The sequence below is a fragment of the Pseudomonas sp. FSO-7 genome (assembly GCF_059579345.1).
In genome coordinates this window covers 5240564-5260102 of sequence record NZ_CM184193.1, presented here as the reverse complement: position 1 = coordinate 5260102, position 19539 = coordinate 5240564, and the positions used below count along the sequence as shown (strand labels likewise).

Below are 19539 nucleotides of genomic sequence, written 5' to 3'. Positions count from 1 at the left end.
CTTTTACAGGAGGACGCACACCATGGCCCTGGCCCACACCCTCGGTTTTCCCCGCATCGGCGCCGACCGCGAATTGAAAAAAGCCCTCGAAGCCTATTGGAAGGGCGACCTGGCCCCGGCTGCGTTGCAGGCGGTGGGACGTGAACTGCGGGCCCGTCACTGGCAACTGCAAAAAGACGCCGGCATCGACCTGCTGCCCGTCGGCGACTTTGCCTGGTACGACCAGGTGCTCAGCCACAGCTTGACCCTGGGCGCCGTCCCACAGCGTTTTCACAGCACGTTGAATGCCCAGGGCCGGCCGACCCTCGACACCCTGTTCGCCATGGCCCGTGGCGCCACGGCCAGTTGCTGCGGTGCCGAGCACGGCCAGGCGCAGTACGCCCAGGAGCTGACCAAGTGGTTCGACACCAATTACCACTACCTGGTTCCGGAATTTTCCGCCGACCAGACCTTCGCCCTGAGCTGGGAACAGTTGTTCGATGAGGTAGAGGAGGCCCATGCCTTGGGCCACCGGGTCAAACCGGTGATCATCGGCCCATTGACTTATTTGTGGCTGGGCAAGGCCAAGGGCGAGGCATTCGACAAGCTCGACCTGCTGGAACGCCTGCTGCCGGTCTACGGTGAAATCCTCAACCGCCTCAAGGCCCAGGGCGTGGAATGGGTGCAGATCGACGAACCGATCCTCACCCTCGACCTGCCCCTGGCCTGGAAAAGCGCCTTCGAGCGGGCTTACCACATCCTCCAGTACTCGCCGCTGAAAAAACTCGTGGCCACCTATTTCAGTGGCCTGCAAGACAACCTTGGCCTAGCGGTGAGCCTGCCGGTGGACGGTTTGCACATCGACGCGGTACGTGACCCGGAACAACTGGGCCAGGTGCTGGACCGCCTGCCGACCTACAAGATTCTCTCGGTGGGCCTGGTCAACGGTCGCAACGTCTGGCGCTGCGAACTGGAACAGGCGCTGGCGCACTTGCAACCGGCCCAGGAGCGCTTTGGCGACAACCTCTGGGTCAGCACTTCGTGCTCGTTGTTGCACAGCCCGGTGGACCTGGAACGTGAAGACCGGCTCGACCCCGAACTCAAGAGCTGGCTGGCCTTTGCCGTGCAGAAGTGCGGTGAAGTCGCGGTGCTGCGTGACGCATTGAACGATCCACAGGCCCCCGCCGTGCAGCAGGCCCTGGCCGCCAGCCGTGAAGTGCAGAGCGGTCGCGCCGGCTCGACACGCATTCATAAAGCCGAGGTCCAGGCCCGTCTGGCGGCCATCGGGCCACAGGACAGCCAGCGGCGCTCGCCGTTTGCCAAGCGCATCGAAGAGCAGCGTGCCCGACTGAAACTGCCCACTTTTCCTACCACGACCATCGGCTCCTTCCCGCAGACCCCGGCGATCCGCCTGGCGCGTCAGGCTTATAAGCAAGGCAAGCTGTCGGCCAACGACTATCAGGACGCCATGCACACCGAGATCCGCCATGCCGTGCAGATCCAGGAACGCCTGGGCCTGGACGTGTTGGTGCACGGTGAAGCCGAGCGCAACGACATGGTGGAATACTTTGCCGAGCAACTGGACGGCTACGCCTTCACCCGTTTCGGCTGGGTGCAGAGTTATGGCTCGCGTTGTGTGAAGCCGGCGATCATCTACGGCGACATCAGTCGCCCGAAAGCCATGACCGTCGACTGGATCCGTTACGCGCAAAGCCTGACTGACAAAGTCATGAAAGGCATGCTTACCGGTCCCGTGACCATGCTGATGTGGTCGTTCCCCCGCGAAGACGTGTCGCGCCAGGTCCAGGCCCGACAACTGGCCCTGGCTCTGCGCGACGAAGTGCTGGACCTGGAAAAGGCCGGGATCAAAATCGTGCAGATCGACGAGGCGGCGTTCCGCGAAGGGCTGCCACTGCGTCGCGGGCAATGGCAGGCCTACCTGGACTGGGCCGTGGACGCTTTCCGTTTGTGCGCGTCGGGCGTGGGTGATGAAACCCAGATCCATACCCACATGTGCTACAGCGAGTTCAATGACGTGATCAAGGCCATCGCCGACATGGACGCCGATGTCATCACCATCGAGACCTCGCGTTCGGACATGGAGTTGCTGGACGCATTCGAGGCGTTCGACTACCCGAACGACATTGGCCCGGGTGTCTACGACATCCACTCGCCACGGGTGCCGGACACGACCGAGATGGTCGCGCTGATGAGCAAGGCGGTGAAACGCATCGCCGCCGAGCGGCTGTGGATCAACCCTGACTGCGGGCTGAAGACCCGGGGCTGGCCGGAGACGGAGGCGGCCCTGGTGAACATGGTCGCGGCGGCGCGGCAGTTGCGTAGCCAGTTGGCTTGAGAGCTGAACGGTCAACGAGGCCACGAAAAGCCCGCGGCACCAGAAATGGCCCGTGGGTTTGTTTAGGGTAGTGTGTCGCTTGCCTTTTTCCTCATATCACGACGGGAGCTGTGTTCGCTGAATCTGGATATGTGCGATTGCAAAATCATTCCCTGTGCCCAAGTTCTGATAATTTCTGAAGTGCATTGTCATATCGGGCGCACTCGCGACGAATGTCAATTGTATGCTTACAGGTTGATATCGAATGGACAGGGTAGCGATGGATGATCGATCTCCTGCACTGGTCTCAAGCTGAAGCTGCGGCGCAATGTTTAGGTTGTCCACGCGAAGGACGCTTGATGACAGTAGATACGTCGCGCCCGGAGTAAGGCCCGTAAATGTCCTTGCCAGGAATATCCCCGCCGAAGCGTCGGTGTTGGTCATATTGAGCATGTGGTAATAACTTTGCCCAGGAAAGGCTACCCACGACAGATCGGCCAACGCTCCTGCACCGCCCCAAGCCCATCCGCCCTCATCTTTTTGAGAAAACCTCGCTATATGCAGTGACAGCCCTTCCCCAACTGTAAATACCCGCGTCGAGCTTTTGTTGCTGCCGTCCGTCGTGCGCACGGTGAGGGTGTGAGTGGTCGCACTGAACAGTCGGGTCGGCATATTCCACACCGAGCTGCCGTTGACCGGCAAATGACCAATAGAAACGTTATTGTCCAACAGCTCTACAGTTTGTCCAGCCGTGCCTGTGCCTGTGATACTTGCTTTTCGGTAGTAGGTACTTCCGTTAACGGGGACATTTCCTTCGTCTGTTGTTACAGCAGTGATGGTGGGTGTTTGTGTCTCGACCTTGATCGTAAAGAGCCGTGGCGGGGACGATTCCGTTCCATCCAGGGCGCGCGCGGTCAAGGCATGGAGGCCGGTCAAGAACGTCATGGGACCTATGCTCCATACGGTGCCCGTTACGCTCGCGGCGCCTAGCGGCGTGGCTCCGTCGTAGAGGTTCACTTCCCGACTGGGCGTGACGGTGCCGGTCACGATAATCCGAGTCTCGGAGGTTTCGCCTCCGGGAGGGATTTCTGTTTCGCCGGCCTTCACCGAGGTGATGACCGGTGCCTGTCCGGCCACTCCGACTCGATACACACGGTCGGGGAAGTCGATATCCGTGCTGGCGTCGTCCCTCAAGTCCAAGGATGCGCTGAACTTGATCACAAGTTGAGTCCCATCACCCAGAGTATTGAGGTAAGCGCGGTCCACGTTGACTTGATAGAAACCGTTCGTGAGCCATTCAATGCTGACTTTGCTGGTGCCGCCGTTCCAAATGGTCAGGTTACTAGGGCTATTATTCGGTGTTCTGCCTTCCAAGGCCATGCGTACATGCTGTCCAACGGCTATGAAAGACCAGACTTTTGCGCGAATAGCGGCGTTACCTGTGAAGCTGTTCAAGTCCAACACGTTTAGTTGTTCGGCATTATTGATGAAGAACACGGGCGAAATAAGACTGTTGGCTGGAAGTGGTGTGACAGTCACGGTGACGGTACCCGACGGAAAGGTTTCGTTGCCCCGCAGCACCTCATATCTGAGCGTGAAAGTGGTATTGACGCCGTTGCCGATGTTTGCAGCGATCACCGATGCAGGAATTGGAATATCAACGCTGCCGTCGATCTCGCCTGGGACTGGCGCAAGGTCCGGAGTGCCTGCACCGGGAGTGCCGGTAAGCGTCAACTTGATGTTATCGGTGCTTTGTAAACCAGCGACGACAATGCGAACGGTGGCGCCATCAACCGCATCCAAGGGGGCAAGAATCTGGGTCGTGCCCGTACCGTTGGCCTCGAGCAGGTTGGGCAATTGCAGTTCGCCGAAACCGATGACTTGAGCGAACGCGGTTTTCGAATAGCCTTCCTGATTGAGTGTCTTGAACCTTGTATCGTAAGTGCAGCTGACCTCCCTGCCGGCGACAAGTAAATCGTTCGGCACTTGTAAAATCAAAGGTTTTGGCTGGCCAAGTTCCGTTTGGACGACACCCACTAGCGCTGGGTGGTCAGCGTTGGGAGGATGCTTGAAAATGGCGCTTACTTCGTCGCCGGCCCGGTATGACGGATGATTGGTACTGACAATCAACGACAACGGACGCCCGGCAAGTTTGTCCAGGTCGATCAAGTTGGCGATGTCATTCTCATCAGCGAGGTCTTCGCGAAAGATCGGTGCTGGTAGGCGTTCGTTTCGGCGATCAACATCGATGTAGGTCGTCGCCGACCAGATTGACGACGGGTCCGTGCTGTTTTCTATCAGGTCGGTGACCATGAATCGGACTGGCAGGGCACGGCGATTTTCGATCTTGTCCAGTTCTGAAGCGGGAACGATCACCGTCACCGTCGTGGGAGTGATTGAAGGCACCGGCGGAGCCTGATCGGAGAGCACCTTGGAATGAACGATGTGTCCGCCGAAGTCGATGTCGATATGGTCGTACAGCCGGCAGAAGGGGTAGCGGCAATGCACGACCAGTTGCTGCAAGGTGCCATCCAGCCCCTCTTTCACCACATCGATGCCGTTGTTTTGTGGGATAGGAAACGCCAGTTTTAATTCAGAATGTCCTTCTGCAACTGGGTCTTGATCGAAGTTCCCGGGGCGGACCTGATGATAGAGCATGGTCAGGGCCGGCTCGCTGGGTTTCTCGTTTCCGCTAGGACGTTCTACTGTGTAAAAGAGCTCGTTGATACCATCGATGAGCATTAGTGGCGGAACATGCATCGTTAGGCTGTCACGTTCCGTACCTGGCAGTACAGTATCAACATCCACGGGTGCTGTTTCGTCGTTGAGAAACAGCCGGCACGTGTCATTGGCGGCCTTCTCCACCCAGGGATTGATAATGACCGCCAGGCCGTCGGGTTTATCGTCGTAGATCATTTTTGGAATACCGATCATCGCGATCCCACCTTCCACCGGCTCGACCTGTCCAGGGATGATCGGCATCCAGAGATCTAAAATCGAGTCATCCACGGTTTCGAACGGTATTGTTTTCGAGGTATCGATGAGTAAAAACTCAAGCGCTGGCGATGCAAGGAACCCGTCATCTGTGGTCGGCATCCATGTGACAGAAACCCAACTCCCCACCCACGTGCCAAGCATGGATGGGCTGATTTTGAAAACTACACTTGGCAATTCGCCTACCGTTTGTGTCCAGGTCAACAGCTGTGGTAGTTCATCGAGTGGTTCACCGCGCCAGTTGAGCTTGATCTGTTGACCTGCAGTCAAGCCATTGGCGGCGACATCGACTTCCACGATTACATCTCTTTCCCTGGCCTTTCCCAAATCAATGACGTTGTCCTGATCCACGTCGAGAATGATCGGGGCAGTCAGTGCGACGCCCATCGTTCCGGCCGGTGGCCGAACGTGGATCACGCTGGTCAGGGAGCGGTCTGTCGCGGGATTGTCCACTTCATCCCATAACGTGTAGAACAGCAGCACGTCACACTTGCCAAGTTCGGCAATCATTTCCCTGGTCAGAATAAAAACGACAGGTTGGCCCTCTTCGCCAGGCTTTACGGTATGCGGCAAGCACCCGCGCGCAATTTGCAGATTCACTTTGTGTCCTGCGCGCATCCCTCGCCACGGGCCAACAGTAACGGGCACATCATGGGCGCCATCAATTACGGCGTCAGGTGTTTGAGGTGCGGCTAACAAACCATGACCGGGAAGTTGTGGCGCCGGATCTTCACCCCCAGGCGAACGCTTCCTGACCAGCACTGCCAAGTGTGCCGACTCTGCGCCATTGACTCGATAGAACAGCTCGCTAAAACCCTCCGGAATTTGTTGGGGATCAACGAAGCACGACAGCGGCTTGTTGGTGTCATGGTCCAGGGGTACCACCCATGAGAGGACAGGCGAAGGGACGCCGGAAAAATAAACGTCTACCTTGTCACCCTTCACCCAATGGCTGGATGGAACATGGATAGGTAAGCCCGAACAATCAGCCTTGAGCAGCGCCCGATTGACTCCTGCAATTCCCTTGTCCAAGGCGATGGCATCGGGAATGCTTATGGCCGCCAACGGCGCCACAGCCGGTGTTCCTCGGACCTGCGCATACAGGCTCATGATCGCGCTCCATTTCATCGCAAGGCCGGACGTGGTTTGCGTTAGCAGTAGTTAAAGCGCGTCGGCGGTGGCTGGCTACTGTCAGGTCTGACAGGTGGGAAGGCGATGCGATGAATGGTCGAGGCTTGCCGTGGCCCAGCGGGAGCAAGCTCCCTCGCCACAGCGTTGTCTACATGGCTTCAAGCAACCGCTCGGCAATCTTCATCAAACTGTCACGTAACTGTGGCAGCGCGCTTGAACAAACTTCATCAGACTCGCGCTCTACTGGGGTTCTGCGTTTCGGTGTTTCTTCATGCGTGTACTTATTTTCCTGGCCGCGTTGTTTTTCGGCCTGCCGTCGATGGCGGCTTCTCGTTGTGATGTCAATGTTGCGACCCAACGGGTCGATCTGGATCAGGTCAGCCTGGCCTACCAGAGCATTGGCCGTGCCTCGGATCCGGCATTGCTGTTGGTGATGGGCCTGGGCGGGCAGTTGATCCATTGGCCGGACGAAGTGGTGGTTGCCCTGTGCGAACAAGGTTTCCGGGTGATCCGTTACGACAATCGGGACGTGGGGTTGTCCACCTGGCGCCAGGCGCCCGGCAGCGCCAACCTGACCTTTGAAGCCCTGCGCTACAAACTCGGCTTGCCCGTGGCCGCGCCGTATACCCTGACCGACATGGCCGACGACGGGCTGGGGCTGATGGACGCGTTGCAGGTGCAAAGCTTCCATGTACTGGGCGTGAGCATGGGCGGGATGATCGCCCAGCACATGGCGGCCATGGCGCCGGAGCGGGTTGAAAGCCTGACCCTGATCATGACCAGTTCCAGTGCCGCAGGCTTGCCCGCGCCCAGCGAAAGGCTGGTGCAACTGTTGTCCCGGCGCGGTGCGCCGAATCGCGAAATGGCCCTTGAACAGCAGGCCGATCTGCTGGCCGCGTTGGGCAGCCCGGTGGTGGTGGACGATCGACAGGCCTTGCTGCATCAGGCCGCCGTGGCCTATGACCGGGCCTTCAACCCCGAGGGCGTGAAGCGCCAGATCATGGCGATCATGGCCGAGCCAAGCCGGGTGGCCCTGCTCAATCAACTGCGGGTACCGACCCTGGTCGTCCACGGCACCGCCGACCCGTTGCTGCCGGTGATGCACGGCGTGCACTTGGCGGCGCACATCCAAGGCAGCCAATTGAAGCTGATCCCCGGCCTGGCCCATCGCTTCCAGGACGCGTTCAAGGCGCCGTTGCTGGGGGCGGTGTTGCCGTATCTGCAGCAGCACCGCGAAGACACGTCCCATTGGGCACAGATCGAGCCGGCGCAGGCGCCGAATCTGCTCTGATAGCACCTTCTTTTTAAAGGCCTGAGCTTTTGTGGCGAGGGAGCTTGCTCCCGCTGGGCCTGTAGGAGCTGTCGAGCGAAGCGAGGCTGCGATCTTTCCCCTGGCAATTGAATCGAGAGCGAAGATCAAGATCAAAAGATCGCAACCTTCGGCAGCTCCTACAGCGCAACCCAGCGGGAGCAAGCTCCCTCGCCACAGTTTCATTCACCTTTGAAGGGGGAGGGTCAGCCTCTACCGCGCTTGAGCCTGCTCCACCAACCACCCCATCAACTCCTGCAACGACCCCGAAGTCTCGGGCTTGCGCGGGTGCACCAGGTGATAGCCCAGCCCGGTCTTGACCTTCAGCTCGAACGGCATCACCAGCCGGCCGGCGCTCAGGTCGTCACCGATCAACGACCAGTCGCCAATCGCCACGCCCGTGCCCTGGGACGCCATGGACATCGCCAGGTCCAGGGTTTCGAAATGCTGGCCCTTGCTGACGTTGCTCAAGCGCACATCCGCCGCCGCCAGCCAGGCCTTCCAGTCGCGTTCGTCCGCGGTGGGGTGAAGCAACAAATGGTGTTGCAGGTCGGCGGGTTCACCCAGCGGCACCGGGCCTTCAAGCATCGGACGCGAGCACACCGGCGTCAGTTGTTCATCGAACAGGTGCAGGCACGCCAGCGTACTGTCGGGTGGCGGGCCATAGACCACCGCGGCGTCGAAAGCTTCGCGCTGGAAATCCACGCCGTGCCGGACCGTGGTGGTCAGTTCCACCGGCACATCCGGGCGTTCCTTTTGCCATTGCAGCAGGCGCGGCAGCAACCAGCGCATCACGCAGGTCGGGGCCTTGAGTTGCAGGGTCTGGCGCTTTTCGCCGACTTGCTCGACCGCTTCGCCGATCAGGCTGAACACCTGCTGCACCCGTGGCAGCCACGCCTGGCCCTCGGCGGTCAGGCTCAGGCCCCGCGCCTGGCGCAGAAACAATGCATAACCTAAATGATCTTCCAGCCCGGCGATCTGCCGGCTCACCGCGCCCTGGGTGATGTGCAGCTGTTCGGCGGCACGGGTGAAGTTGCAGCATTGGGCCGTGATCAGAAACGTGTGCAGCGCCGGGAGCGGGGGAAGTCGTTTCATTTGGATCCAGCCATGACGTGAGGACATGGCTAGTATGACTTTTTATCCATTGTTGCCGCTATGGGCTGACCGTTCAATAACGCCATTCCCAGGACAAAAAAAGGCCCCGCGGGGCTTGGTCCAAGACAAGAAAAAAGGGCAATGGCAATGGCGACGTGCGGCGAAGTGTTGGTCAAGTTACTCGAAGGTTATGGCGTGGAGCAGGTGTTCGGTATCCCCGGCGTGCACACCGTCGAGCTGTACCGTGGGCTGGCCCGTTCCAGCATCCGCCATGTGACGCCGCGTCATGAGCAAGGCGCAGGCTTCATGGCCGACGGTTACGCCCGTGTCAGCGGCAAGCCCGGCGTGTGTTTCATCATCACCGGCCCCGGCATGACCAACATCACCACCGCCATGGGTCAGGCCTACGCCGATTCGATCCCGATGCTGGTGATCTCCAGCGTACAGTCGCGCAGCCAGTTGGGCGGTGGACGCGGCAAGCTGCATGAACTGCCGAACCAGTCAGCACTGGTGGGCGGTGTCGCGGCGTTTTCCCACACGTTGATGTCCGCCGCCGAGTTGCCCGGTGTGCTGGCCCGGGCATTCGCGCTGTTCCAGGCCGGACGCCCACGGCCGGTGCACATTGAAATTCCGCTGGACGTTTTGGTCGAAGACGCCGATGCCTTGCTCGCCAGCGCGCCGGTGAACATCAGCCGCGCCGGTGCCGCACCGGGTGCGGTGAAACAAATGGCCGACCTGCTGGCGACGGCTCGGCGGCCTCTGATCCTGGCCGGTGGCGGGGCCATTGACGCGGTGGCCGAATTGACCGAACTGGCCGAACGCCTCGGCGCGCCGGTGGCGTTGACCATCAATGCCAAGGGCATGTTGCCGTCCCGGCACCCCCTGTTGATCGGCTCCACCCAGAGCCTGGACGCCACCCGCGCATTGGTGGCCGAGGCCGATGTGGTGCTGGCCATCGGCACCGAACTGGCCGAGACCGACTACGACATCACCTTTGCCGGCGGCTTCGAGATCCCCGGTGCGTTGCTGCGCATCGACATCGACCCCGACCAGACCGTGCGCAACTATCCACCACGCTTGGCGCTGGTGGCCGACGCTCGCACGGCTGCCCGAGCCTTGCTCGACACGCTGAACGCGCAACCCTTGGCCGAGCGCCGCAACGAGTGGGGCCCGGTGCGTGTCGCCCGATTGCGCGCGGACCTTGAGCAAAGCTGGGACACCACGACTCGCGCCCAGACCTTGTTCCTCGACACGGTTTTGCAGGCGCTGCCCGACGCGGTGTTCGTCGGCGACTCCACTCAACCGGTGTACACCGGCAACCTGACCTTCAACCCGGAGCAGCCGCGCCGCTGGTTCAACTCGTCGACCGGCTACGGCACCCTCGGCTATGCGTTGCCGGCGGCCATCGGTGCCTGGCTCGGCGGTACGGACCTGGGCCAGGGACGCCCGCCGGTGGTGTGCCTGATCGGTGATGGCGGCCTGCAGTTCACCCTGCCGGAACTGGCCAGCGCCGTGGAGGCACGCACGCCGGTGATCGTGCTGCTGTGGAATAACCAGGGCTACGAAGAGATCAAGAAATACATGGTCAACCGCGCCATCGAGCCGGTGGGCGTGGACATCTACACCCCGGATTTCGTCGGTGTTGCCAAGGCGCTGGGCTGCGCGGCGCAGGCCATCGACGGCGTGGAGCAACTGCGCGGTGCATTACTCGCTGCCAGTGATCGGCAAGGCCCAACCCTGATCGAAATCGACCAGGCACGCTGGATGGCAGAGGTGTCGAAATGAGCGCTCTCACCACGCGAGACGGGCTGTACATCAACGGAAAATGGTCAGCCGGTGACCAATCGCTGCGGGTGATCAATCCGGCAACCGAGGCATTGCTGACCACGGTGTATGGCGGCGATGAGCGCGCCGTCGATCAGGCGTTGAACGCGGCGACCCAGGCTTTCATGCACTGGTCAAACACCACGGGCGCCGAGCGTGCCGCGATCCTGCGCCGTATCGCCGCCGGGGTGCGGGCCGGTCGCGAGCGGTTGATGCAATTGCAATCGAGCAACAACGGCAAGCCGCTGTTCGAAGCCGCCATCGATGTTGACGACGTGGTCGCCACTTTTGAGTATTACGCCGAACTGGCCGAAGGCCTCGACGCCCGGCAGGACCAGCCGCTGGCCTTGCCCAGCGATGATTTCAACGCACGCCTGCGCCGCGAACCCTGCGGTGTGGTCGGGCTGATCGTGCCGTGGAATTTTCCGATGGTCACCACCGCCTGGAAACTTGCCCCGGCCCTGGCCGCCGGCTGTTGCGTGGTGCTCAAGCCTTCGGAGGTCACGCCGTTGCCGGAGCTGGAACTGGCAGCGATTATCGCTGGCTGCGGCTTGCCGCACGGGGTGTTCAACCTGGTCTGCGGCACCGGCCTGGCCGTCGGGGCGCCGCTGGCGGCGGACCCGCGCGTGGCGAAAATTTCCTTCACCGGCAGCAACGCGGTGGGCGTGCAGGTGATGCAGCGGGCGGCGGAAACGGTAAAGGGCGTAAGCCTGGAACTGGGCGGTAAATCCTCGTTGCTGGTGCTGGCCGATTCCGACCTGGACCTGGCGGTGGAATTGGCCTGCGGCGGCGGTTTCTTCAATGCCGGGCAGATGTGTTCAGCCACCAGCCGTGTACTGGTGGCCGATGAGTTGGCCGATGAGTTCCTGCGACAGCTCAAGGCCCGCGCCGAGGCGATCCGTGTGGCCGACCCGTTCGACCCGGACGTGGAGATGGGCGCGCTGGTCAACCAGGCGCAATACCAGCGGGTGTTGGGGCACATCGACCGTGGCGTGAGTGCCGGAGCAACGCTGGTGTGTGGTGGCCAGCGCCCTGCGCACCTGCCGCGCGGCTTTTTTTTACAGCCGACAATCTTCACTGACGTGCCCCTGGACAGTGCGCTGTGGTGCGAGGAGATCTTCGGGCCGGTGTTGTGCGTACGCCGTTTTACCACACAGGAACAGGCAATCGCCCTGGCCAACGACAGCCGTTTCGGCCTGGTGGCCAGTGTGGTCAGCCGTGATACCGAGGCGGCCGAACAGGTAGCCAACGCTTTGCAGGCAGGGCTGGTGTGGATCAACGCGCCCCAGGTGATTTTTCCCCAGGCGGCGTGGGGCGGCTACAAGCAGAGCAGCCTCGGTCGCGAGTTGGGGCCGTGGGGGTTGGCGGCGTTCCAGGAGGTCAAGCACGTCATTCGCGCGGTCTGACGGCACGTTATCGGGCCATGCATGCCTCGAAAAAAGGCATGCGCCAGGAACATGGCTTCAATGAGTTTTTTTCGATAGTCAGGGATTTTGCACGACCTCAGGATGGCCTTGGACAACGGTGAAGCCCTTGCAGTACGGGGCTTTGGCCGGCGTCGAAGGGTGCGGGCGCAACGGCTTTACCCACCTCATACTTAAAAGAATAAAGGGAGTCCTCCATGGGCGAGCATGATCTGAACAGACGTCAATTCATCAAGACTGCGAGCGTGGTATCGGTCGCGGCGGCCGCCATGAGCGTGCCCTTCATCAGCGCCCGGGCCAGCGACACGCGGTTCGTCGGCAAGACCCTGCGCCTGCTGACCTGGTCCGATGACACCGGGCTGGCGGCGTTGCGCAACATCGCGGCGACGTTCGAGGCCAAGACCGGGGCCAAGGTCATTGCCGACCGTACCGGCAGTACCTCGGAAATGGTCGCCAAGCTCAAGGCCGGTGGTGATCGGCCGCAATACGACATCATCACCCTGGCCGGTGTCGGCGCCGAAGGCCTGGCCACCGCCGGGTTGCTGGAGAAACCCGACCTCAACCGTATCCCCAACCTGGCAGATGTGCCGGCGCAATACCGCACCGGCGCGGGCGGCCATGGCATTGGTTATCTGCTGTGGTGCAACAGCCTGGTCTACAGCACCCGTACCCTGAAACAGGCGCCGGACAGTTATGCCGCCCTGTGGGACGCCGACCTGGCGCCGAACATCTTCCTGCCGCCGCCGAACTGGACCGAGGCCATGGACCTGATCATCATTGCCGCCAAGCTGGCCGGTGGTGACGAACATAATATCGAGCCCGGCTTCAAGAAACTCGCCGAGCTCAAGGACCGGGTGGTGACCCTGGGGGAAAACCCGAACCAGATCGCCGAGCTGTTTCGCACCGGTTCCCTGGACATGGGCGGCTTGTACGCGCCGGCGTTCTTCCCCAAGCAGATCCGCGACCCGGCCTACGGCCTGGGGGCGACGTTTGGCATGAAGGAAGGTTTCTACACCGACCTGATGCTCTCGGTCATGCCGAAAAACCGCCCTGGCGACACCGACCTGGCCTACGCCTTCATCGACCACTCCCTCGACCCGCTGGTGCAGGGCAAGATGGCCGAAGACATCTTCAACGGCCCGGTCAACGCCAAGGCCATCATCTCCGCCGAAGCACGCAAGAGCCCCTACATCCTCACCCCGGAGCAAATCGCCGACAAGGCGATCATGCACGACAACGCGTTCCTGGCGACGGTGCATGACCAGTGGATTCGCCGGTACACGGAAATCTTCTCTTCCTGATTCGAACTCCCACAGGAGATTGAGGTGTACAGGACATTTGTGAGCACCCGAAATCCACGGTGGGAGCGAGCTTGCTCGCGATAGCGGTGGGTCAGTTGGCGGGGATGTCGCCTGTGCCGCCGCCATCGCGAGCAAGCTCGCTCCCACAGGAATCGGGGGGGCATGGATTCTGTGACCATCGCAGATCCACGGTGGGAGCGAGCTTGCTCGCGATAGCGGCGGGTCAGTTGGCGGGGATGTCGCCTGTGCCGCCGCCATCGCGAGCAAGCTCGCCCCCACAGGAATCGGGGGGGGGCATGGATTCTGTGACCACCGCAGATCCACGGTGGGAGCGAGCTTGCTCGCGATAGCGGTGGTTCAGTCGATGGAGATGTTCACTGTGCCTTGCTCCTACCGCGATTGAGTGGATTTGAAGTTGTGTTTGTTCTGTCGTTTTCCACTGACGAGACCTTGCCATGGAACACCAACCGTTAACCCATCCGCAGCGTGTTGCGCCCATGTGCGCCGCCCGGGGTATTTCACCCACCAGCCGGGCCTGGCTTTTCCTGTCGCCCTCGATGTTGTTTCTCGGCGTGCTGATCGCCGCCAGTCTGTTGGTGCTGCGCATGAGCGTTGGCACTAAGGGCGCGGAGTGGAGTGGGTTCAGCCTCGCCAGTTACGGGCAGTTGCTGGAACCCTATTACCTCAAGTCCCTGCTGCTGACCCTGCGCCTGGCGTTGATCAGCGCGGTGATCGCCGTGCTGTTGGCGATTCCCGTGGCCTACACCATGTCGCGCCTGGCCTCGCCGTTGTTGCGGCGGGTGTTCCTGGCGGCGGTGCTGTTGCCGCTGCTGGTCAACTTGCTGCTGCAAAGCTACGGCTGGCTGGTGATCCTTGGCCCGGCCGGCATGCTCAACCAGGCGCTCATGGGCCTGGGGCTGATCAAGCGTCCGATCATGCTGCTGTACAACCAGAATGGCGTGTTGATGGGCCTGGTCCAGACCGCGTTCCCCCTGGCCGTGTTGCCCATCGCCAGTGCTATGCGCGGTGTTGCCCGCAGTTATGAAGAGGCCGCCGCCACCCTCGGTGCCAGCCGTTTCCAGGTGTTTCGCCAAGTGGTGCTGCCCATGAGCCTGCCGGGCATCATCACCGGCGCGACGCTGGTATTCGCCTACAACGCCAGCAGCTTCGTTGTACCGCTGCTGTTGGGCGGTCGACGGGTGCCGATGCTGGCGGTGATGGTGCACGACCAGATCGCCCCGTTGATGAACTGGCCGGCCGCCTCTGCCGCCGGGGTGGTGCTGATCGTCACCACGCTGGCGATCATGACCTTGTCCGAATATTTCACCGGCCGCCGTCGGCGGATGCTGGAGGCTTCTCAATGAACGCGTTGAGCAAAAGGCGCCAGTCGCTGCTACCTGGCGAAACCGGGCGCTCGGTGGGGCTGCTGTCGGGGTTCATCCTGTTGCTGGCGGTGCTGCCGATCCTGACCATGATCGTCATGTCCTTCAGCGGCGCCGCGAACCTGGACTTCCCACCGAGCAGCTACAGCCTGCAATGGTACCGGGCCGCCTGGCACACCTTCGTTTCGCCGGACGCCAGCGATGTGCTGAGCCTGGGCCAGGCCATGGGCACCAGTTTACTGGTGGCCTGCCTGACGATGATTTTCGCCACGCTGATCGCGGTGCCGGCGGCCTATGCGCTGACTCGTTGCGAGTTCCGGGGCAAGGCCGTGGCGCTGCAACTGATGTCGCTGCCGTTGGTGTTTCCCATGGTGGTACTGGGCCTGGCGCTATTGCTGGTGTTCGACAGCCTACCGTTCCAGATGACCACCTCAAGGCTGGTCATCGCTCACGTCATCCTCGCCTTGCCGTTCGTGGTGAAGAACTGCACCGCCGCCATGCTCGGCATTGGCAGCGAAGTCGAGGAAGCCGCGCGAATGCTCGGGGCGACACCGCGCCGGGCCATCATCGACGTGGTGGTGCCGTTGATGAAGTCAGGGATTCTCGCCGGGATGCTGCTGGCGTTCATTGTCTCGTTCAACGAATTCACCGTGACCTATTTCCTCTACACCATCGATGTCATGACCGTGCCGATCTGGATGTACAGCCGCACCGTGTCGTCGCTGGACCCCACCGTATTTTCGTTTGCCGTGCTCATCGTGCTGATCGACTTCGTGCTGATCTGGGCGTTGGAGAAGCTGGTGGGCGAAGGCGGCGTTTCCTTTTGATTTCGAGGTGAAGACATGACTGGACTGATACTGGAAAACGTCGAGAAACACTACGGCTCGGCCTGCGCGGTAACGGACGTGAACCTGCATTTGCCCGAGGGCAAGCTGGTGTGTTTCCTCGGACCATCGGGCTGCGGCAAGACCACGCTGCTGCGTATGATCGCCGGCCTGGAAAGCCTCAGCGCCGGGGAAATCCGCCTGGATGGCGAAGACATCGGCCACACGCCGGCGCACCTGCGCAACTTCGGCATGGTGTTTCAATCGTTGGCGCTGTTCCCCCACATGACCGTCGGCGAGAACATCGCCTATCCGCTGAAACTGCGGGGCGTGGGCAAGGCCGAGCAACAGGCTCGGGTGGTGGAGTTGCTGGAACTGATCCAGCTCCAGGCGATGATCGACCGACCCGTGGCGAAACTGTCAGGCGGACAGCGTCAGCGAGTGGCGATTGCCCGGGCCATTGCCGCCCGGCCGAAAATCCTGCTGCTGGACGAACCGCTGTCGGCCCTGGACGCCAAGTTGCGCGAATCGATGCAAGTGGAAATCCGCCAACTGCAACAGCGGCTGAACATCACCACCATCTTGGTGACCCACGATCAGCGCGAAGCCATGACCATGGCCGACATCGTGGTGGTGCTGGGCAAACATCGGGTGCAGCAGGTCGGTACGCCGATTGAAATCTACCGGCACCCGGCCAATGAATTCGTCGCCGACTTCATCGGCTCCGGCAACATTTTCCCGGCGATCACCCTGGGCCATGGGCGAGTGGGTTTGCCGGGCGGGGACGCGCTGGAAGTGCCAGCCAGCCACAGTGTCGTGGTGGGAGAGAACGTCAAGTTGCTGGTGCGCCCCGAAGACCTGCAACTGTCCGCGCCCCAGGCCACGGCGGGTAACCGGTTGCTGGGCAGGGTGACGTTTGTGCGGGACATTGGCGCGACCATCGAGACCACGGTGGAATGCTCCGGGGTTTCGTTCACCGCGCTGAGCACGCCTTGCCAAGGGATGGACCTGGGGATCGGGCATGCGGTGTCAGTGACCATACCGGCGCAGGCGTGTCGGTTGCTCAGTGCCTGATTTCTAAAGGTGCAGTGCCGCGGCTGGCCTCTTCGCGAGCAAGCCCGCTCCCACAAGGGATCTTCAGTGAACACAGATTCTTAGTTCACAACAGACCCAATGTGGGAGCGAGCTTGCTCGCGATGAGGCCGGCCCAGGCAATACAAAACCCAGCTCAAACGGTCATCCGCAACCGCGCCAGATCCCGCAACGGCGGCGCACCAAACAACCGGCTGTATTCACGGCTGAACTGCGAAGGGCTTTCATAACCCACCCGGTACCCCGCCGCTGAAGCTTCCAGCCCTTCGGCCAGCATCAGCCGGCGGGCTTCTTGTAAACGCAGTTGCTTCTGGTATTGCAGCGGGCTCATCGCCGTCATGGCCTTGAAGCGGTGATGCAGGGTCGAGACGCTGAGGTTCACTTCCCGGGCCAGGTCATCGATGCGCAGCGGCTGTTCGAAATGGCCGTTGAGCCATTTGATCGCCTGGCTGATGCGATGGCTCTGACTGTTGGCGATGGCGATTTCATACAGCCGATAGCCCTGTGGACTGCGCAACAGGCGATAGAGGATTTCCCGGCGCACCAGGGGCGCGAGCATGGCGATGTCTTTCGGCGTGTCCAGCAGCCGTGTCAGGCGCAGTACGGCGTCGAGCATCGGCGTGTCCAGGCGTTCGACATACAGCCCGCGCCCGGCGGGGCGGGTCGGCACGCCCAAGGGGCCGGCATCGGCGATCAACGCGGTGATTTCCGTGGGGTCGATGTCCAGGCGCAGGGCCAGGACCGGCTGGCCGGCCGAAACGTCGGTGATGCAGCCACTGAGCGGCATCGAGACCGAGACCACCAGGTAATGGAGCGGGTCGTATTGGAACGACTCGTCCGCCAGGCACACCTGCTTGCTGCCCTGGGCCATGATGCACAGCGCCGGTTGCGCCAGCACCGGGGCGAATCTGTGCGGCTGGCTGTGCCGCGACAGGTGCAGCGAGCCGATGGCCGTGGCGTAGCTGCCGTCTTCGCTGGTGTTGCGCTCGATGATCGATGCCAGTTCGGCGCGCTGTTGTTCCAGGTACGTGTCCAGCGGGACGTGGGCGTGATCGAGTGGCGACATGCCGGGATCCTCAGGCGATAGGGAGCGATGAGCAAAGCTTATGTTTGTGCAAGGCGCAGCGGTAGCAACATCCTGTTGAAAGCTTGCCTGATCCTGCACGGCGCAATGGGCCATGACGGTGCAACGCTAGCGAAACTTGCTTGAAACCTTTTGTTTCAACTTCTCGGGTTGCAACGGGATCGATGGCGAATTTTGTGCGGCGGGTGCGCAGGATTGTGCAATGGGTCGGCAGGAATCGACTAACGAAGCTGGCGGCGTGGCGCTTAACCTTTGATCCTGTCGCAGCCTGTCCCCGGCTGCACAACGGATTACCTGGGAGGGTTGAACATGACTACACAGATCCCCGTCAGCCACATGGCTTTCGTCCGGGCCCGCGGCGGTTGCTCCAAGCAACTGGGGGCACGCCTGAGCACGCTGATCGCGCCTTCGCGCCAGGCGCCCGGTTGCCTGCACTTTGCCTTGCAGCAATCGCAATGCGACGCTGATTTGTGGCTGGTGTCCGGGCTCTGGGTCAACCAGTCGTCGATGGACGCCTACTTCAATTCACCGGCCATGGCGATTTTCGCCGAGCTGGTGCAGGACCTGGTGGTGAGCAGCCTGGATTTCCACACCTTCCGGGAAGTCTCCGCCGCCCAGGCGACCGAAGGGGGCCGGGCGCAGGTACACAAACTGGCCGGTTGAAGGTTTAATGAGCGTCATTTTCCACCGCCAGGATGCACAAGACATGGCACGTAAAGCCTTTGAAACCTTTGAAGCTGTTTCCGCCGTTGTTCCCAAGGACGGCGGCGGTTACCACGCCGCCATTGCCACCAAGGCCATCGGCGGCTCAGGTGCGCCGCGTTTCAACAAGGTGCTTGAAGAGCAGACCTTCAAGACTGCCACCGAGGCCGACGTTGCGGCCGCCATCGAGTTGACTCACCTTCAGGGGGTCGACGACGAGGGCAGGTTGGTCTGGTAATCAGCCTTTTGGGAGTTGCTTTTGTGGCGAGGGAGCTTGCTCCCGCTTGGGTGCGAAGCACCCACCAAAAAAGGGGCCGCTTCGCAGCCCAGCGGGAGCAAGCTCCCTCGCCACAGGGGATCGCGCTGCCCCTACTTTGGACGATGCATCTTGAACAACGCCTCAGGCCCCAACTGGAAATAGTCCGCCGGCCCGCCGCCGCGCAAGATCGGCTCGGCGGCGGCGGTGTCGTACACCCCATCCTTCAACAGCCACTGGGCGATATGCACGGCGACCACTTCGCCGAGGATCAGCCAGCTCGGCACCAGCCCTTTGTCCGCTCGCTGCAATTGAATGATCTGCGTGACCTTGCATTCGAAGGACACCGGGCTTTCGGCGACGCGCGGCACCTGGATCACCCGTGACGGGGCGGCCGTCAGACCTGCCAATTCGAACTCGTTGACCTCTGGCGCGACCATCGCGCAGCTCTGGTTCATCTGCTCGGCGAGCGGGCGGGTGGCCAGGTTCCAGGCGAATTCGCCGGTCTGTTCGATGTTGTTCAGGCTGTCTTTGCGCCCGACGCTGGAGAACCCAATGATCGGTGGAATGTAGTTGAAGGCGTTGAAGAAACTGTAGGGCGCCAGGTTCAGGCGACCTTCGCCATCCTGGGACGAAATCCAGCCGATGGGGCGCGGGCCGACAATGGCGTTGAATGGATCGTGTGGCAGGCCGTGACCGTTGGCGGGTTCGTAGAAATGGATGTCATCGGGCATGGCGTGTGTTTCCTGGAAGGGCATTCGTAGGCGGCCAATAGTGCAAGCCTGGGCCGTTTATTTCCAGATTTGG

Annotated in this window: 14 protein-coding genes; 10 read left to right on the top strand and 4 right to left on the bottom strand. The window is 61.5% G+C overall.

Translation table 11 applies throughout. The features are described from left to right. Positions 1-22 precede the first annotated feature (22 nt). Positions 23-2335 carry a 5-methyltetrahydropteroyltriglutamate--homocysteine S-methyltransferase gene (gene metE, locus AC515T_RS22955; protein ID WP_496530139.1) on the top strand — a complete coding sequence of 771 codons (2313 nt, stop codon included), beginning with the start codon at positions 23-25 and terminating at the stop codon, positions 2333-2335. 96 nt (positions 2336-2431) lie between these two features. Here metE and AC515T_RS22950 read toward each other — a convergent pair whose 3' ends face one another. Further along, positions 2432-6418: a hypothetical protein gene (locus AC515T_RS22950; RefSeq protein WP_496530138.1), complete on the bottom strand. Its 3987-nt coding sequence runs from the start codon at positions 6416-6418 to the stop codon at positions 2432-2434. Between the two features lie 292 nt (positions 6419-6710). Here AC515T_RS22950 and AC515T_RS22945 point away from each other — a divergent pair, with 292 nt between their 5' ends. Further along, positions 6711-7730, top strand: coding sequence for an alpha/beta fold hydrolase (locus AC515T_RS22945; RefSeq protein WP_496530137.1), 1020 nt, complete (start codon positions 6711-6713; stop codon positions 7728-7730). A 231-nt stretch (positions 7731-7961) separates the two neighbouring features. Here AC515T_RS22945 and AC515T_RS22940 read toward each other — a convergent pair whose 3' ends face one another. Continuing rightward, on the bottom strand, positions 7962-8843 hold the full coding sequence (locus AC515T_RS22940) for a LysR substrate-binding domain-containing protein (RefSeq protein WP_496530136.1): 882 nt from the start codon (positions 8841-8843) through the stop codon (positions 7962-7964). 147 nt (positions 8844-8990) lie between these two features. Between AC515T_RS22940 and AC515T_RS22935 the strand changes: the two genes are divergently transcribed. The 6 genes from AC515T_RS22935 to AC515T_RS22910 all read left to right on the top strand — a co-directional run bounded on the left by AC515T_RS22935 (position 8991) and on the right by AC515T_RS22910 (position 16672). Further along, the gene (locus tag AC515T_RS22935) at positions 8991-10628 is read left to right on the top strand and encodes a 5-guanidino-2-oxopentanoate decarboxylase (protein ID WP_496533181.1); all 1638 of its coding nucleotides are present in this window, start codon (positions 8991-8993) and stop codon (positions 10626-10628) included. Continuing rightward, positions 10625-12073 carry an aldehyde dehydrogenase family protein gene (locus tag AC515T_RS22930; RefSeq protein ID WP_496530135.1) on the top strand — a complete coding sequence of 483 codons (1449 nt, stop codon included), beginning with the start codon at positions 10625-10627 and terminating at the stop codon, positions 12071-12073. Before AC515T_RS22935 ends, AC515T_RS22930 begins: the two co-directional genes overlap by 4 nt. Positions 12074-12288: 215 nt before the next feature. Beyond that, the gene (locus AC515T_RS22925; RefSeq protein WP_496530134.1) at positions 12289-13392 is read left to right on the top strand and encodes an ABC transporter substrate-binding protein; all 1104 of its coding nucleotides are present in this window, start codon (positions 12289-12291) and stop codon (positions 13390-13392) included. A 455-nt stretch (positions 13393-13847) separates the two neighbouring features. Then, complete coding sequence (locus AC515T_RS22920; RefSeq protein WP_496530133.1) at positions 13848-14756, top strand: ABC transporter permease; 909 nt, start codon at positions 13848-13850, stop codon at positions 14754-14756. After that, complete coding sequence (locus tag AC515T_RS22915) at positions 14753-15601, top strand: ABC transporter permease (RefSeq protein ID WP_496530132.1); 849 nt, start codon at positions 14753-14755, stop codon at positions 15599-15601. Before AC515T_RS22920 ends, AC515T_RS22915 begins: the two co-directional genes overlap by 4 nt. A 15-nt stretch (positions 15602-15616) precedes the next feature. Next, the gene (locus tag AC515T_RS22910) at positions 15617-16672 is read left to right on the top strand and encodes an ABC transporter ATP-binding protein (protein WP_496530131.1); all 1056 of its coding nucleotides are present in this window, start codon (positions 15617-15619) and stop codon (positions 16670-16672) included. A gap of 154 nt (positions 16673-16826) precedes the next feature. Here the strand turns inward: AC515T_RS22910 and AC515T_RS22905 are convergent, their stop codons facing one another. Then, a complete protein-coding gene (locus tag AC515T_RS22905; protein WP_496530130.1) occupies positions 16827-17756 on the bottom strand; it encodes an AraC family transcriptional regulator in 930 nt (309 codons plus the stop codon). Between the two features lie 327 nt (positions 17757-18083). Here AC515T_RS22905 and AC515T_RS22900 point away from each other — a divergent pair, with 327 nt between their 5' ends. Further along, on the top strand, positions 18084-18437 hold the full coding sequence (locus AC515T_RS22900; RefSeq protein ID WP_496530129.1) for a putative quinol monooxygenase: 354 nt from the start codon (positions 18084-18086) through the stop codon (positions 18435-18437). 43 nt (positions 18438-18480) lie between these two features. Next, a complete protein-coding gene (locus tag AC515T_RS22895) occupies positions 18481-18714 on the top strand; it encodes a hypothetical protein (protein WP_496533180.1) in 234 nt (77 codons plus the stop codon). A gap of 131 nt (positions 18715-18845) precedes the next feature. Here the strand turns inward: AC515T_RS22895 and AC515T_RS22890 are convergent, their stop codons facing one another. Then, entirely contained in the window at positions 18846-19466 is a 621-nt protein-coding gene (locus tag AC515T_RS22890) for a flavin reductase family protein (RefSeq protein WP_413792414.1), read from the bottom strand. Between the last annotated feature and the right edge of the window lie 73 nt (positions 19467-19539).